We start from the raw sequence: 14922 nt of genomic DNA on the forward strand, positions 1-14922 counted from the left end.
GAAGAAGAAGTTGACTTAACAAATCCCCAAGATACCTTTGACTATTAAAATAATGATGTAAGAGGAGGGCCTGAGTATGACGAATTTGGATTTTGCCGGACTCATTAAACAGGATCGCGAAGAACGGAAGCATCAGCATTTTTCCGGAACGCTGCTGGATTATCTGGCTATTGTTAAAGACAATCCAAAAGTAGCCATGCTGGCCCATCAGCGTATGCACGAGCTGCTGAATGACCGCGGCGTGAAAGCTGTCAGCGGGGAGGACGATCCCCGGCTTAAGCGCTTATACGGTAATGAAGTAATTAAGAAATATACATTTTTTAAAGATGAGTTTTATGGGATTGATAAGAGTATCATGAAGATTATGCGCTATTTCCATTCCGCCGCCATGCGGGGGGAGGAAGCCAGGCAGGTATTGTATCTGGTAGGCCCGGTAGGTGCCGGTAAATCATCTCTGATGGAAGCGCTGAAGAAGGCGCTGGAAATGGCTCATCCCATGTACGTAATCAAAGATTGTCCAATGCGGGAAGAGCCGTTGCATTTAATACCCAAGCATCTGCGGCCAAACTTTGAAAAAATGCTGGGTGTAAAAATTGAAGGCGACTTATGTCCGGTCTGCCGCTGGCGCCTGAAGCACGAATATAAGGGGGAATTTGAAAATGTACCGGTTACCACAACCGAGTTCTCTGTCCGCTCCCGCAAAGGGGTGGGGGTTGTCCCGCCGGTAGATCCTAATAATCAGGATACCTCGGTGTTGTCCGGCTCAGTAGATATTTCAAAAATGGACATGTATCCTGAAGACGATCCCCGGGTATTGTCACTCAACGGAGCATTTAATGTTGGCAACCGCGGCATTGTTGAGTTCATCGAGGTTTTTAAAAATGACGTAGAGTATTTGCATACCATGATTACGGCAACCCAGGAAAAATCCATCCCCTCGCCCGGTAAAGGCTCTATGATTTACTTCGACGGGATTATTTTGGCTCATTCCAACGAAGCCGAATGGAACCGCTTCAAATCAGACCATACGAATGAGGCAATTTTGGACCGCATCGTGAAAGTGGAAGTGCCTTATTGCTTAGAACTGGACGAAGAGGTGAAGATATACCGGAAAATGCTGTCCAATAGTGCTTTTAATGCTCATATTGCTCCGCATACTGTGGAAATGGCCTCGATGTTTGCCATCTTATCGCGGCTGGCATCATCGGCTAAGGTTGATCCTTTTACCAAGCTTAAAATTTATAATGGTGAGGAAATTGTGGAGAAGGGGTCCACGAAAAAAGTGGATATCAATGAATTGCGGGAAGAGGCTGCCCGCGAAGGTATGACTGGCATATCAACCCGGTTTATTATGAAGGCGCTGGATACCGCGTTGTCTGATTCCGAGCACAATTGTATTAACCCGATAACGGTGCTGGATACGCTCATCAAGGCTGTCAAGGAAATGGTAATTAACGAAGACGATAAGAAACGCTATTTGGGCTTTCTCCAGGATACGCTGAAAAAAGAATACAACAAGCTGCTGGAGAAAGAGGTTACCCGTGCATTCATTTATGGCTATCAGGAGCAGGCCGAAAGCTTGTTCAATAATTATCTCGATCATTCGGAGGCTTTTGTCAATTCGGCCAAAATCAAAGACAAGAGTACCGGTGAGGAGCTGGAGTGCGATGTAAAGTTTCTTCAATCCATTGAAGAACAGATCGGCATCACTGGCACGGCGGCCCTCGGTTTCCGGCAGGATGTAACAGCCTATATGTTTTCCCTGCTGCGCAGCGGCGGTAAGATTGATTACAAGAGTTATGAACCGTTGAAAGAGGCGATTGAGAAAAAATTGACCGTCTCCGTCAAAGAGCTATCCCGTGTTATTACCAAGGCTCGTGTCCGTGACGGTGAACAGGACGGCAAATTTAATGCTATGGTGGAAGAGATGAAGCGGAATGGTTATTGTGATCACTGCTGCAATGTTGTCCTGAAATATGCTGCCAATAATTTATGGCGCGATTGAACCAGCCTGATATCCGAAGCTGACAGAAAGGAGAAATGCGTCATGGCAGTATTCAAGGATGGCAGCCTTACCCCGTCTGACCGTTCTCAATGGGACCGCAAGCGTCATCGTCAGTTGGTGGAAGAGGCGATTAAAAAGAATATCGGTAATATTGTGGCCGAAGAAAGTATCATTGGTCAGCAAGGTGACAAAAAGATTAAAGTGCCGATAAAAGGCATCAAGGAATATCAGTTTATTTATGGGAAAAACACCCCTGGTGCCAGCGGGGGCCAGGGGAATGAACAGCGGGGTCAGGTCGTCGGCAAGACTGATGGTGAAGAAACTCAGGGACAAGGGGCGGGAAGGCCGGGAAGCGAGGCTGGCGAAGACGTTTTTGAGACGGAAATTACGCTGGATGAACTGGTAGAATACCTGTTTGAAGATTTGCAGCTTCCGGATATGGAACGTAAAAAACTGGCCTCCATTGAGGCCGCCCGGCGTTATAAGCAGTCCGGCTTTCAGCGGAAAGGCATTCCTCCCCGCCTGGCAAAGAAAAAATCTGTCATGGAAAAAATTAAGCGAACTAAATCGGCTGAGCGTTCCGGTGCTGCCCTTGAAGAGCGGCAGCCCTTCAGAGAAGAGGATTTGCGGTACTTCCGGGTAAAAGAAGAGCAGCGCCGTCAATCCAATGCGGTAGTGATCTGCATTATGGATACTTCAGGCTCGATGGATCAAACAAAAAAATATCTTGCCCGCAGTTTTTATTTCCTGCTGTATCAATTTGTCCGCTATCGTTATGAGCATGTGGAAGTCGTATTTGTTGCCCATACTACCGAGGCCAAAGAAGTAAACGAGCAGGAGTTTTTTCACAAAGGTGAATCGGGGGGCACTTTCATTTCCAGCGGTTATGCCAAAGCTTTGGAAATCATTGAACAGCGCTATAATCCCGAGGTCTGGAATATATATGCGTTTCATTGTTCGGACGGCGATAATTGGACGGAAGATAATCCCCGGGCAATGGCACTGGCGGAGAAACTCTGTGAAGTTTGCAATTTGTTTGGCTATGGTGAAGTAGCCGCTGACGGCTACTGGCAGAAAACAATTGGGCAGCTTTTCCGGGAAATAATTCGCTCGGACCGTTTTGTTACAGCCACCATCACGGCCAAGGAAGATGTCTGGCCGGCCTTCAGAAACATTCTGGCTAAGGTGGAAGGAGGCGGTGAATAGTGGAAGGATACAGCCTCAGGCAGTTAGAGGAATGGAATGAAAAAATCGAGTCGCTGGTTAAGCGAAATGGACTTGATTGTTATGAGCAGCACTTCGAGGTCTGCAGCTATGAGGATATGCTGTGCTATGAGGCTTATGTCGGTATGCCCAGCCATTACCCCCACTGGAGTTATGGCAAAACCTACGAACGACAGAAAACGTTTTATCAGCATAATCTTACCGGACTGCCTTATGAAATGGTAATCAATTCCGATCCTTGCATTGCCTATCTGATGCGGGACAACACGCTGCTGCTGCAAATCCTTACGATGGCTCATGTGTATGGCCATAATGACTTTTTTAAAAATAACCGCCTCTTTCGCCGTGATACCCGGGCTGATTTAACGGTAGAAACCTTTAAAGCTCATGCCGACCGGGTACGAGAATATATGCAAAGTCCGGGCATTGGGCCGCAGAAGGTCGAGCGAATTCTGGATGCTGCCCATGGACTGCGCTTCCAAACCGCGCGCAACGGTATTAGTAAACCGGCCGGGAGGAGAGAGCTTACGGTGGCAGATAGTGCCGGGATCGCAGAGCGGCATCAGCAGGACTTGCTGCTTTTCCTGGCCGACCGGGGCAAGTTAACGGACTGGGAGCGGGATCTGGTGCATATTGTCCGGGACGAAACGCTGTACTTTATTCCGCAGATGGAAACAAAAATCATGAATGAGGGCTGGGCCAGCTTCTGGCACTATAAACTGCTGCAGCAGCTGGAGCTTGAACAAGGTCTCTATCTCGAGTTTCTGCAGCGCCACAATTTGGTGATACGGCCTCATCCCGGACGACTGAATCCGTACTTTGTCGGTTTTAAAATGTTTGAGTATCTGGAACAAAAACAGGGAATTGATTTTATCAAGGAAGTCCGGGCTAATGAGCGGGATCAATCCTTTCTGCGCCGTTATCTTTCCCGGGAATTGTGCGAGGAACTTCACCTTTTTGCTTATGCCGCCCAGGGGGATGAGTTGGTTATTACCGATGTCAGCGATGAAGAGGGCTGGAAAGCAGTTCGTGACTCGCTGGCGAATGCCACCGGTATTGCTGCCATTCCTGTTATTGTTCCCGCAGCCGTAGAAGGCAGCAAGCTGATTCTGCGCCACTGCTTTGATGGCAGGGAACTGGAGCTGAACTATGCCAAGGAGACATTAAAATATATTGCCAGCCTCTGGGGCGGACCGGTTGAATTAGTAACAATTGTGGATAATAAAGAGATAAACTTAATTTTCTAAAGCGGCTCATCGGAGCCGTTTTTTCTTTTGTGTGAAAATTTGTTGATTTTCCGCACATCCTATGAGATAATAGTAGTACCAATATAAATTGGATTAATGGATTAAGCCAATGTGAGGTAAGGCGATGATTCTACATCGGATGGGTATCCCGATTTATTTGCAAGTGAAAACGCATATCCTGGACAAAATAAAAGCAGGCGATTTTTCGTCAGGAAGTAAAATTCCGACCGAAAGAGAATTGGCTGCAGAACTTGGCATCAGCCGCAATACGGTAAGTGCTGCTTACAAAGAGCTGTTGCTGGAAGGTGTGCTTGAGGCGAGGCAGGGCCGGGGAACTTTTGTCAAAGCTGAATCGTCCGCTTCGGAGGATGACAGCGTTGCCGGTTCAAAACGCGATCGCTTGGCAAAAATAATCGATGACGCCATGGCGAAAGCGAGTGAGTTAGGCTTTACTGTAGAGCAATTTGCAGCTATTACGCATATCCGGGCTCAGATCAAGACAATGGCAGTCCGGACATTACGTGTGGCAATAGTGGATTGCACGGCCGAATTTACGCATCGCTTTGCCACTCAAATCAGTCAGCATATTGCCGTCCATTGTGAAGAAGTGCTGCTGGCAGATGTAGAACAGGGAAAAGTGCCAATTGAGCTTTTACAGGCCTGTGACCTAGTCGTAACGACGATGGAACACCATGCTGCACTGCTCAGGCTGCACGCCGTAGATCATAAGCTGATGGCGATCGCTGCCATACCCCGGTTGGAAGCGGTTATTCAGCTGGCCCGTATTTCGCATAATCAGGCAGTTGGCGTTATTGCTAAAAGCAATGATTATTTCCGGGCGATCAAACGGCTGTTGTCGCGCATTAACGTAGGTGCCTTACAGCTTGAACCAATTTCATCACTGGAGAAAGAAGCACTCAGGCGGTTTGTCGACAGTCATTCTGTTCTGGTCGTCTCGGAAGAAATGGAGGCGGCTGTGCGGCAGCTGGCAGGCGATAACCAGGAGATTATCGTCTTCACCTATGAAATTGATCAGGGCTCAATCAACCAGCTTATGGCCCGGCTTGTTATCCAAGCCCAGTAATTCATGTGAATGCAAAATTTTAATAAAGCACTAAAGGAGTAATTACCGAATGCAAAACAAAATTAAAGTCATTCTTGGCGTCATTGGTGCCGATTGCCATGCAGTCGGCAATCGAATTCTGGAACATGCAATTTCATCAGCCGGTTTTGAAGTAGTTAATCTTGGTGTTCTGGTAAAACAGGAAGAGTTTGTAAATGCTGCTATCGAAACAGATGCCAAAGCTATTTTAGTGGCATCCTTGTATGGCCATGGCGAGATTGACTGCCGTGGACTGCGCGACCGCTGCCATGAGGCTGGCATTGGCGACATCCTGTTATATGTAGGCGGCAATTTAGTTGTCGGTAAAACAGATTTTACAGCCGTGAAGGACAAGTTTGTCGCTATGGGCTATGAGCGGGTATATGCTCCCGGCACTTTGCCGGAAGAAGTAATAGAAGATCTCAAAAAAGACATGAAAGAGCGGGGATTCTGCGCGTGAAACCCGTCCTGCTTATCGATTTTGGCAGTACTTACACGAAGATAACTGCAGTTGATGTCGAAAGCGAAACCGTTTTAGGAACTGCCAGAGGTATAACAACCGTTACCACCGATATTACCCAAGGGCTGAATGAGGCCCTGGAGCAATTGTTTCTCCAGACAGGCAAATTGGAATTTGGCCGTGTTTTAGGCTGTTCCAGTGCTGCCGGCGGTTTAAAAATGGTAGCCGTCGGTCTGGTGCCTGAGTTAACCGCTGAGGCGGCTAAGCGGGCGGCATTAGGCGCGGGAGCGAAAGTCCTCGGTGTCTTTTGCCATGAACTAAGTGAATATGAAGTTGCCGATATTAAAGCGCTGCAGCCGGATATCATCCTGCTTGCCGGCGGAACTGACGGCGGCAATAAGCAAGTCATTCTGCATAATGCCCACATGCTGTCCCAGCTTGGCTTGGATGTGCCTTTTGTGGTAGCCGGCAATAAATCGGTAACACCTGCGGTGGTGCGTATTTTAAGCGAAACCATGTCAGAAGTGGTTTATGCCGAGAATGTCATGCCCCGGCTGAATGAATTAAATATTGAATCAGCCCGCCAAATGATCCGCAGTATCTTTTTGAAGAAAATTGTGGAAGCCAAGGGCCTGCATAAAGCAAATAAGCTCGTAGACCGCATGGTTATGCCAACGCCGGCAGCTGTTTTGAAGGCCGCTGAATTGATCAGCCGGGGCAGCGCAGGAGAACCGGGGCTAGGTGATATTATTGTCGTCGATATTGGCGGTGCCACCACCGATATTTATTCGATTGCCAAAGGGGATCCCACGCAGAGTAGCGTAACACTGCATGGCTTGCCTGAACCGGAAGCCAAGCGTACGGTGGAAGGCGATCTCGGGATGCGCTATAGTGCAGCACCTCTGGTCAAGGCGGCAAGAGCGGCTGCGATTGCCCGGTGGGCAGGCACTGAAGAACAGACCGTAATCGATTATGCTGCCCAAGTAGAGGCAAATATCGAATATCTGCCGCAGACCCCGGAAGAGGAACAAGTGGAGATTGCCATGGCTCGGGCTTGTACGGCGCTGGGAATTGACCGCCATACGGGCTATTTGGAAACCTACTTTACCCCATTTGGGACCGCTTACAGTCAGGTAGGGAAAGATCTGACGGAAGTAAAAACCGTGATTGGTACCGGCGGCGTCATTATTAACAATCGCTATCCGGCAAGTGTGCTGCAGGGAGTTGTTTTTGATGAGGCCAATCCGCAAGTTTTAAAGCCCCGCAATCCTGAATATCGCATTGATGAATCCTATATCATGGCTGCAATGGGCTTGTTGGGAGAAGAATATCCCGATACGGCTGTGCGCATGATGAAAAAGTATATTGTCGGAGGGAATAAACGTGGAACTGAAAAATAAAAAATGGACCCTTGATCAGTTTTTTGGCATGCGTGAAGATGTACTTACCCATTGGGCTACAGGCAAGGAAGTCAATCTGGAAGAGGCGTTTCAATATCATCAAACCATTCCGGCGAAAAAGCATTTTGCCAAACGCCTGGTTAAGGCTAAGCAAAAAGGGGAAACTCTTACCCAGCCCCGTGCCGGTGTGGCGCTGATTGATGAGCACATCAATTTGCTGAACTTCCTGCAAAGCGAAGGCGAAGCTGACTTGCTGCCTTCCACCATTGACAGCTATACCCGTCAAAATCAATACAAAGAAGCCCAAAACGGCATTGATGAAAGCCTTAAAGCAGGCCGGTCCCTGTTAAATGGCTTCCCCGCTGTTAATCATGGTGTAGTCGGTGTCCGCAAAGTTGTGGAAAGTGTTAATGGCCCGCTGCAAGTGCGGCATGGCACTCCTGATGCCCGTCTGCTGACCGAAATTACGCTGGCTGGTGGTTTTACCGCTTATGAAGGCGGCGGTATTTCGTACAATATTCCTTATGCAAAAAGTGTGTCCCTGGAAAGAACTATTTACGACTGGCAGTATTGCGACCGTCTGGTTGGCTATTATGCCGAGCAGGGAATTGAAATCAACCGTGAGCCTTTTGGTCCTCTGACCGGTACGCTGGTTCCGCCAAGCATTTCTCATTCGGTAGCAATCATTGAAGGGATTCTGGCAGCCGAGCAGGGCGTTAAGAATATTACCCTTGGTTACGGCCAATGCGGTAATCTGTTCCAGGATATCGCCGCGATTAAAGCGCTGGAACAATTAGCCGAAGAATACTTAGCGAAGCACGGTTACGGTGATTGCGTACTGACAACTGTTTTCCATCAATGGATGGGCGGCTTCCCGCAGGATGAGGCAAAAGCCTTCTCGGTTATTTCCTGGGGTGCGGCAGCGGCTGCTTTAGCGAAAGCGACCAAAGTTATCGTTAAGACTCCTCATGAAGCACTTGGCATTCCGACCAAAGAGGCCAATGCTCAGGGACTCAGAGCAACGAAGCAGTTAATTAACATGCTCAGTGATCAGGCCTTCCCGGCTACTGCTGAAATTGATGCGGAAATTGCCATTATTAAAGCAGAAACCCGCTGCATTCTTGACAAGGTGTTTGAAATGGGCGACGGCGACTTCGCAGTTGGTGCCGTACGGGCTTTTGCCGCCGGTATCATCGACGTTCCCTTTGCTCCAAGCAAATTTAACTTAAATAAAATTCTGCCTGCCCGTGATAATAATGGCGCAGTCCGCTTATTTGAAGTGGGTAATCTGCCCTTCACCCAGGATATCATTGATTTCCACCGTGCCAAAATTGATGAGCGTGCCAAGTTTGAAGGACGTAATGCCAGCTTCCAAATGGTTATTGACGATATATATGCCATATCACACGGCCGCCTGGTAGGCCGTCCGCGTTAAGGAGGAGAAAAAATGAAAATTATTGATGTTGTAGCATCCCGTGGTCTTACCGGTTTTTACTTCGATGATCAACGGGCGATTAAAGCCAATGCCGGACATGACGGTTTCACCTATGTGGGTCAGCCAGTTACACCGGGCTTTACCGCTATCCGCCAGGCCGGCGAATCCGTATCGGTTATGCTGGTACTGGAAGACGGACAAGTTGCTTATGGCGATTGCGCTGCCGTACAATACAGCGGAGCCGGCGGACGGGATCCTGTTTTCCTTGCCGATGACTTCATTCCGGTTGTTGAGAACCTGATCAAACCGCAGCTTGTTAACCGCGAATTGAATTCTTTTAAAACGCTGGCTGAAGAAGTGGATAATCTGGTTGATCCCGGTACAGGCAAGCAAATTCACACGGCGCTGCGCTACGGTGTTACGCAGGCTATTTTGGATGCTGTTGCCAAAGCAAAAAAACAACTGATGTGCGAAGTAATTGCTGATGAATACAATACGGTGGTTAGCGACCGGGAGATCCCTGTTTTTGCTCAATCCGGTGATGACCGCTATTTGAATCCTGACAAAATGATCATTAAAAAAGCACAGGTGCTGCCGCATGCCCTGATTAATAACGTGAAAGAAAAACTGGGCGAAAAAGGCGAACTGCTGCTGGAATATGTGGAGTGGCTGCGCAACCGTATCCTGGCGATCCGTTCCAGTGAAGAATATCAGCCTACCCTGCATATCGACGTATATGGTACGTTCGGTCTTGCCTTTAACAATGAAATCGAACCGATGATCGCGTATTTCCGTGAACTGGAAAAAGCGGCGGCTCCCTTAAAGCTGCGCATTGAAGGTCCGGTTGACGTCGAAGACCGGGATAAGCAGATTGAGGTGCTGAAAGAAATCACTGCCCGCCTTCATCAGGAAAACATTGATGTTGAAATTGTTGCCGATGAGTGGTGCAATACCCTGGCCGACATTAAACTGTTTGCTGATGAGCGTGCCGGTGATATGCTGCAAATTAAAACTCCTGACCTTGGCGGTATTAACAACATTATCGAAGCAGTGTTATACTGTAAAGAAAAAGGTATCGGTGCTTACCAGGGCGGTACTTGCAATGAGACCGACCGTTCCGCGCAAGTATGCGTTCATATCGCTATGGCTACACAGCCTGTGCAAATGCTGGCCAAGCCAGGCATGGGTGTTGACGAAGGCCTGATGATTGTCTATAACGAAATGAGCCGTATTTTGTCCTTGCGGAAGGCACGCCGGTAGAAACGGAGGAAAAAATGAAATCACCCGGACTTAGCGACCAATTGATGTATTCCAGCTACTTTGCTCCCCGGGGGCGCAACCGTATGTATATTCTGGGGCAGCAGCTTAGCGGTCGCTATCTGTCTCCGCTTGACAGGCTGATCGGGATTATCGGTGAGTCGGGAGCGGGGAAATCGTCGCTGGTACGGGGGATGTTTCCCGGCTTGGAATTGACTAATGATGACGATGGTGTGAATATTCGTCCGCTGCCGCTGTTAAAAAATATCGATAAAGGCTTTTTTTCCAGCCATACCTATCATGTGGATATCCGCTTTGAATTGGCGTTTACACAGATTCATGTACTGGCCGAAGCGGTACAGAAAGCTTTAGCGCAGGAGAAACGGGTAATTGTCGAGCATTTTGATTTGCTCTATCCTGTTTTAGGGCGCAATGCTGATGTGCTGTTAGGGGTTGGCGGCGAGGTGATTGTCGTGCGGCCAACGGTATTCGGACCTTTTCCCAAAGAACTCATTGAAGTCGTGACCAAGACACTGCGTTACCGCAAGATGGCGCATACGGCGGAAGATTTGACTGCCCGGATTTTGGTTAATGATTATCAGGCATTCCTGCCTTTCAGCCATCGTGATGTCCATCATGGTTTTGTGTTGGAATATCCCATCGAGCTGGATGCCGATCTTCGGGAAGTGGAAAAAAAGGTTAGAGCGATGATTGATGATGGCGTTGATATTTGCTATGCAGATGAAACACACATTCGTATTGGAACCGATATGTGGTCCTGCTCGGGGCCGCGGACTCATGTGAAAAACACGGAAGACATTGAGAATTTCCGGCTGCTGTATGAATATAAATATGATCCTAAGACAAAGTCTTTCCTGATTATCGGCCTGGTCGGTACGCTGAAAGATGACTTAGATGGTTTTGCCGGATTGACATTAATGGCTTCTGGGCATTGCTAATTGTGCTGCCTCGTTTCGGGGCAGCCTTCTCTATATCGCAAGAGAGGTGTGAAAACTATGGTACAACTACTACGGCCTGCGCAGGCAGGTACGCTGGAATCGAATGATATTATGATAACGGTTGCTCCCGGTGAGGCCGGAAGCGGTATGGTGCTGGAACTGGACAGTATTGTTATGCCACAGTATGGTGCTGCCATTCGTCAGACAATCGCTGAGACAGTAGCCAAGCAGAGTGTGGTTGATATTTACATAAAAGCCGTTGACCGGGGAGCCCTGGATTGCACGATACGGGCAAGACTGCTGGCTGTTCTGGCTCGGGCCGGTGTTATAGGTGAGGAGGCGCTAGTATGACGGTTTTACGCAGAACAATGCTGTTTTTACCGGGCAACAACCCGGGAATGCTGCAAAATGGCGGGATTTTTGGTGCCGACTCCCTAATATTGGATCTGGAAGACGCTGTGGCCCCTGCTGAGAAAGATACGGCCCGCCTGTTAGTAGCTCATGCCTTGCGGGAAGTCGATTACAGCGGCTGTGAAAAAGTAGTGCGCATTAATACCTTGGATACTTTCGGTAAACAGGATATTCGCGCCATTGTTCCCTGCCGCCCGGATGCGCTGCTCGTTCCTAAGGTGCAGAGTGCTGAGGATATCCGCGCAGTTGCCGCTGAGATTGCTGCTGTCGAACAGGCAGGGCAAGCGCCTGTGGGCATTATTGCGCTGATTGAAACACCGCGCGGTCTGGCAGAGGCTTATTCCATTGCTTCGGCCAGTGACCGACTCCTGGCATTGGCTTTAGGAGCTGAAGATTACACGGCTTCTCTGGGGGCGCAGCGTACCAAAGAAGGCACGGAAATCGTAAGTGCCCGGGCGGCATTGGTTAATGCGGCGGCAGCTGCCGGGATACAATCGATCGATACTCCCTTTACAGACGTAAATGACGAAGAGGGCTTGGTAAAGGACACGGCTTTTGCCAAACAATTGGGCTTTAAAGGCAAACTGACGATTAATCCCCGTCAAATTGACAGCATTCATACGGTATTTAACCCCAGCAGCAAAGAAATTGACTGGGCAGAGCGGGTGATGCTGGCGATTCGGCAGGCAGAGGCTGAAGGGTCGGGTGTAGCGTCTTTAGATGGCAAGATGGTGGATGCGCCGATTGTCAACCGGGCGGAGCGGACACTGTATTTAGCTGATTTGCTTGGGCTCAGGAGGGGGACAGAGGAATGAAGAACACGTTAAACCGCGAAATACCGGAAACTATCGCAGGCTATGGCAAAGTCAAACCCTACGCCGGTGCATTTGCTACCGCGCCGGATATGGGTCGTCAGGCTCCGCCGGTGAAACGCATCATTCCCGGTGAGAGCAAGCTGCTTGCCTCGCTGGAAGAAGTATTCCTAAAGATTCCCGTCACCGACGGTATGACCTTATCTTTTCACCATCATTTCCGCAATGGTGATGGTGTTGTTAACCAGGTACTGGCTGTTGCCGCTAAGCTGGGGATAAAGAACCTGAAAGTTGCCTTAAGCTCCATTTTCCCAGTCCATAAGCCACTGATTGACCATATTAAAAATGGCGTGGTTACTGCACTGGATACCAATTATATGTCCGGGCCGGTAGCCGAGGCTGTTTCGGCAGGAATACTCGAACAGCCGGTTGTGCTCAGGACTCATGGCGGACGTGCCAGAGCGATTGAATGCGGGCAGCTGAAAATCGATGTGGCCTTTATTGCCGCACCTGCTGCCGATGAATATGGCAATGTAAACGGGGTACAGGGGCCGGCTGCCTGCGGATCGCTGGGCTATAGCCTTCCCGATGCCGAATATGCCGATTGTGTGGTTGCCGTCACTGATTATCTGGTAGAATATCCGTTGTCGCCGGTATCGATTCCGCAGACACGGGTTGATTATGTAGTCACTGTTGATCAGGTAGGCGACCCTAAAGGCATTGTGTCAGGCACAACCCGGATTACCAAAGATCCGGTAGGTCTTAAAATTGCTGCTACGGCAGCACGGGTTATCCAGGCTGCCGGTATGATCAAGGATGGTTTTTCCTTCCAGACCGGTGCGGGCGGGGCTTCGTTGGCTGCTGCTCACTTTGTCCGGAAAATGATGGAAGAGGCTAACGTAACAGGCAGCTTTGCGTTGGGCGGTATTACCGGCTATATGGTGGAAATGCTGGAGCAGGGCTTGTTTAAAAAGCTGATTGACGTACAGGGCTTTGACTTGGAGGCAATTCGCTCTATTGCTGCCAATCCTAACCATCTGGAAGTAAGTGCCGGATTTTATGCCAGCCCGTATAACAAGGGCTGTGCTGTTAACAAGCTGGATGTCGTTATTCTCGGCGCCACAGAAATCGATACTGACTTTAATGTCAATGTTGTTACCGCTTCGGATGGCGTCATTATGGGCGGCTCCGGCGGGCACAGCGATGCTGCTGCCGGGGCGAGAATCACGATTGTTGTCGCCAATTTAATCCGGGGCAGACTGCCGATTATTATGGACCGGGTATTGACGGCAACAACGCCAGGAGAGACAATAGACGTACTGGTCACCGAACGGGGAGTGGCGGTAAATCCGCGCCGGCCTGAACTGAAAGCACAGCTGCTTGCTGCCGGGCTGCCGGTAAAAGAGATCGTTGAATTAAAACAGTTAGCAGAAAAGATTTCCGGGGTTCCGGCTCCGGTTGTTACAGGAGAAAAGGTTGTAGCCGTTATTGAATATCGTGACGGTACAATCATTGACGTTGTTCGCCAGACAAGGAGGTAACTATGGAATGGAGCAATATTGAAAAACGGGTAGTTAACCTGAAAAATGCGGCTGAAGTGGCAGAGATCCGCTCTTTTTTGGAGGGGTTTGAACTGTCGTTTGAGGGCGAAATGGATTATACGCTTGCCTTTTACCGGGGCGAAGTACTTGTTGCGACCGGATCATTACAGGGGGAAGTGCTGCGCAATATTGCTGTTGATGAAACCCTGCAAGGGGAAGGGCTGACATCGCAGGTAGTAAGCGGTTTGATGAGTGAAGCCGCCCGGCGGGGACGATATCACTATTTCCTGTATACAAAGCCGGATAAAGCGCACCTGTTCACTGCGCTGGGCTTTCAACTGGTAGCGCAGGCGGATTACGCTGCGCTGCTGGAAACGGGACTGGGATCAATCAACAGCTACTGCCGCGAGAGTGCGAAATATGCCGCTCATTTGCCGGCAGGACCGCGGGCTGCTCTGGTGGTAAACTGTAATCCCTTTACATTGGGGCATCAGGCTGTTATTGCGAAAGCGGCACGGGAAAATGCAGCTGTCATTGTTTTGGTCGTAAGTGAGGACAAATCCTTATTTCCCTTTGATGTGCGACTGAAGCTGATCAAGGAAGGTTTAGCCGGTTATTCCAATATTGCTGTAGTTCCTGGCGGGAAGTATATTGTTTCGGCCGCTACGTTTCCCGGTTACTTTACCAAGGGACAGCAGACCGTTGCGGCCCAAACCCGTTTGGATGCCACAATTTTTGCTTCCCGTATTGCACCTGAACTGGGGATTGCGGTCCGCTATGTAGGCGATGAGCCGTATTGTCCGGTAACAAATGCCTATAATCAGGCGTTGCAGGAGATTTTGCCTGCTAACGGTATTGCAGTAAAGGTAATGCCCCGTCTGGCGGTTGCAGGGGAAGCGGTGAGTGCTTCCCGCGTGCGGGAGCTGATCCGCCAGGGCGACTGGGAGTCCATTCGCTTGCTGGTGCCTGACAGTACGTACCGCTACCTGGTTTCACCCGAGGCGGCTGCCGTTCTGGCAAACATCCGGCAAAATAATACCAGACATTAAAAATTAGGACGACGAAGCGG

13 protein-coding genes are annotated in these 14922 nt (G+C 49.4%); all 13 read left to right on the forward strand.

The genetic code is table 11. The features are described from left to right. Positions 1 to 76: 76 nt before the first annotated feature. Complete coding sequence (locus EV210_RS05880; RefSeq protein ID WP_132077008.1) at positions 77 to 2005, forward strand: PrkA family serine protein kinase; 1929 nt, start codon at positions 77 to 79, stop codon at positions 2003 to 2005. A gap of 42 nt (positions 2006 to 2047) precedes the next feature. Next, a complete protein-coding gene (gene yhbH / locus EV210_RS05885) occupies positions 2048 to 3211 on the forward strand; it encodes a sporulation protein YhbH (RefSeq protein ID WP_132077011.1) in 1164 nt (387 codons plus the stop codon). Next, positions 3211 to 4476: a SpoVR family protein gene (locus EV210_RS05890; RefSeq protein ID WP_132077014.1), complete on the forward strand. Its 1266-nt coding sequence runs from the start codon at positions 3211 to 3213 to the stop codon at positions 4474 to 4476. The genes yhbH and EV210_RS05890 overlap by 1 nt, the downstream gene beginning before the upstream one ends. A 124-nt stretch (positions 4477 to 4600) precedes the next feature. Further along, the gene (locus tag EV210_RS05895; RefSeq protein WP_132077017.1) at positions 4601 to 5560 is read left to right on the forward strand and encodes a GntR family transcriptional regulator; all 960 of its coding nucleotides are present in this window, start codon (positions 4601 to 4603) and stop codon (positions 5558 to 5560) included. 49 nt (positions 5561 to 5609) lie between these two features. Continuing rightward, positions 5610 to 6038 carry a methylaspartate mutase subunit S gene (gene glmS / locus EV210_RS05900; protein ID WP_132077020.1) on the forward strand — a complete coding sequence of 143 codons (429 nt, stop codon included), beginning with the start codon at positions 5610 to 5612 and terminating at the stop codon, positions 6036 to 6038. Beyond that, the gene (gene glmL, locus EV210_RS05905) at positions 6035 to 7438 is read left to right on the forward strand and encodes a methylaspartate mutase accessory protein GlmL (RefSeq protein WP_132077023.1); all 1404 of its coding nucleotides are present in this window, start codon (positions 6035 to 6037) and stop codon (positions 7436 to 7438) included. The genes glmS and glmL overlap by 4 nt, the downstream gene beginning before the upstream one ends. Then, complete coding sequence (locus EV210_RS05910) at positions 7422 to 8873, forward strand: methylaspartate mutase subunit E (RefSeq protein WP_132077026.1); 1452 nt, start codon at positions 7422 to 7424, stop codon at positions 8871 to 8873. Before glmL ends, EV210_RS05910 begins: the two co-directional genes overlap by 17 nt. A 12-nt stretch (positions 8874 to 8885) precedes the next feature. Next, positions 8886 to 10133: a methylaspartate ammonia-lyase gene (locus EV210_RS05915; RefSeq protein WP_132077029.1), complete on the forward strand. Its 1248-nt coding sequence runs from the start codon at positions 8886 to 8888 to the stop codon at positions 10131 to 10133. A 14-nt stretch (positions 10134 to 10147) separates the two neighbouring features. Continuing rightward, a complete protein-coding gene (locus tag EV210_RS05920) occupies positions 10148 to 11089 on the forward strand; it encodes an alanine-tRNA synthetase second additional domain-containing protein (protein WP_243650452.1) in 942 nt (313 codons plus the stop codon). A 57-nt stretch (positions 11090 to 11146) separates the two neighbouring features. Beyond that, entirely contained in the window at positions 11147 to 11440 is a 294-nt protein-coding gene (citD, locus tag EV210_RS05925) for a citrate lyase acyl carrier protein (protein ID WP_132077032.1), read from the forward strand. Next, positions 11437 to 12315, forward strand: coding sequence for an HpcH/HpaI aldolase/citrate lyase family protein (locus EV210_RS05930; RefSeq protein WP_132077035.1), 879 nt, complete (start codon positions 11437 to 11439; stop codon positions 12313 to 12315). Before citD ends, EV210_RS05930 begins: the two co-directional genes overlap by 4 nt. Beyond that, positions 12312 to 13853, forward strand: a complete 1542-nt coding sequence (gene citF, locus EV210_RS05935; protein WP_132077038.1) for a citrate lyase subunit alpha — start codon at positions 12312 to 12314, stop codon at positions 13851 to 13853. Before EV210_RS05930 ends, citF begins: the two co-directional genes overlap by 4 nt. A gap of 2 nt (positions 13854 to 13855) precedes the next feature. Next, positions 13856 to 14902, forward strand: a complete 1047-nt coding sequence (gene citC, locus EV210_RS05940) for a [citrate (pro-3S)-lyase] ligase (RefSeq protein WP_132077041.1) — start codon at positions 13856 to 13858, stop codon at positions 14900 to 14902. Positions 14903 to 14922 lie beyond the last annotated feature (20 nt).

It is taken from the genome of Anaerospora hongkongensis, from assembly GCF_004339805.1.
GTDB classification, from domain to species: domain Bacteria; phylum Bacillota; class Negativicutes; order Sporomusales; family DSM-15969; genus Anaerospora; species Anaerospora hongkongensis.

What these genes read in the sequence shown, in the direction of transcription:
- EV210_RS05895 (WP_132077017.1), top strand. Translation starts at nt 4,601, where the DNA reads ATGATTCTACATCGGATGGGTATCCCGATTTATTTGCAAGTGAAAACG.
- EV210_RS05880 (WP_132077008.1), top strand. Translation starts at nt 77, where the DNA reads ATGACGAATTTGGATTTTGCCGGACTCATTAAACAGGATCGCGAAGAA.
- citF (WP_132077038.1), top strand. Translation starts at nt 12,312, where the DNA reads ATGAAGAACACGTTAAACCGCGAAATACCGGAAACTATCGCAGGCTAT.
- EV210_RS05920 (WP_243650452.1), top strand. Translation starts at nt 10,148, where the DNA reads ATGAAATCACCCGGACTTAGCGACCAATTGATGTATTCCAGCTACTTT.
- citC (WP_132077041.1), top strand. Translation starts at nt 13,856, where the DNA reads ATGGAATGGAGCAATATTGAAAAACGGGTAGTTAACCTGAAAAATGCG.
- glmS (WP_132077020.1), top strand. Translation starts at nt 5,610, where the DNA reads ATGCAAAACAAAATTAAAGTCATTCTTGGCGTCATTGGTGCCGATTGC.
- citD (WP_132077032.1), top strand. Translation starts at nt 11,147, where the DNA reads ATGGTACAACTACTACGGCCTGCGCAGGCAGGTACGCTGGAATCGAAT.
- yhbH (WP_132077011.1), top strand. Translation starts at nt 2,048, where the DNA reads ATGGCAGTATTCAAGGATGGCAGCCTTACCCCGTCTGACCGTTCTCAA.
- EV210_RS05930 (WP_132077035.1), top strand. Translation starts at nt 11,437, where the DNA reads ATGACGGTTTTACGCAGAACAATGCTGTTTTTACCGGGCAACAACCCG.
- EV210_RS05915 (WP_132077029.1), top strand. Translation starts at nt 8,886, where the DNA reads ATGAAAATTATTGATGTTGTAGCATCCCGTGGTCTTACCGGTTTTTAC.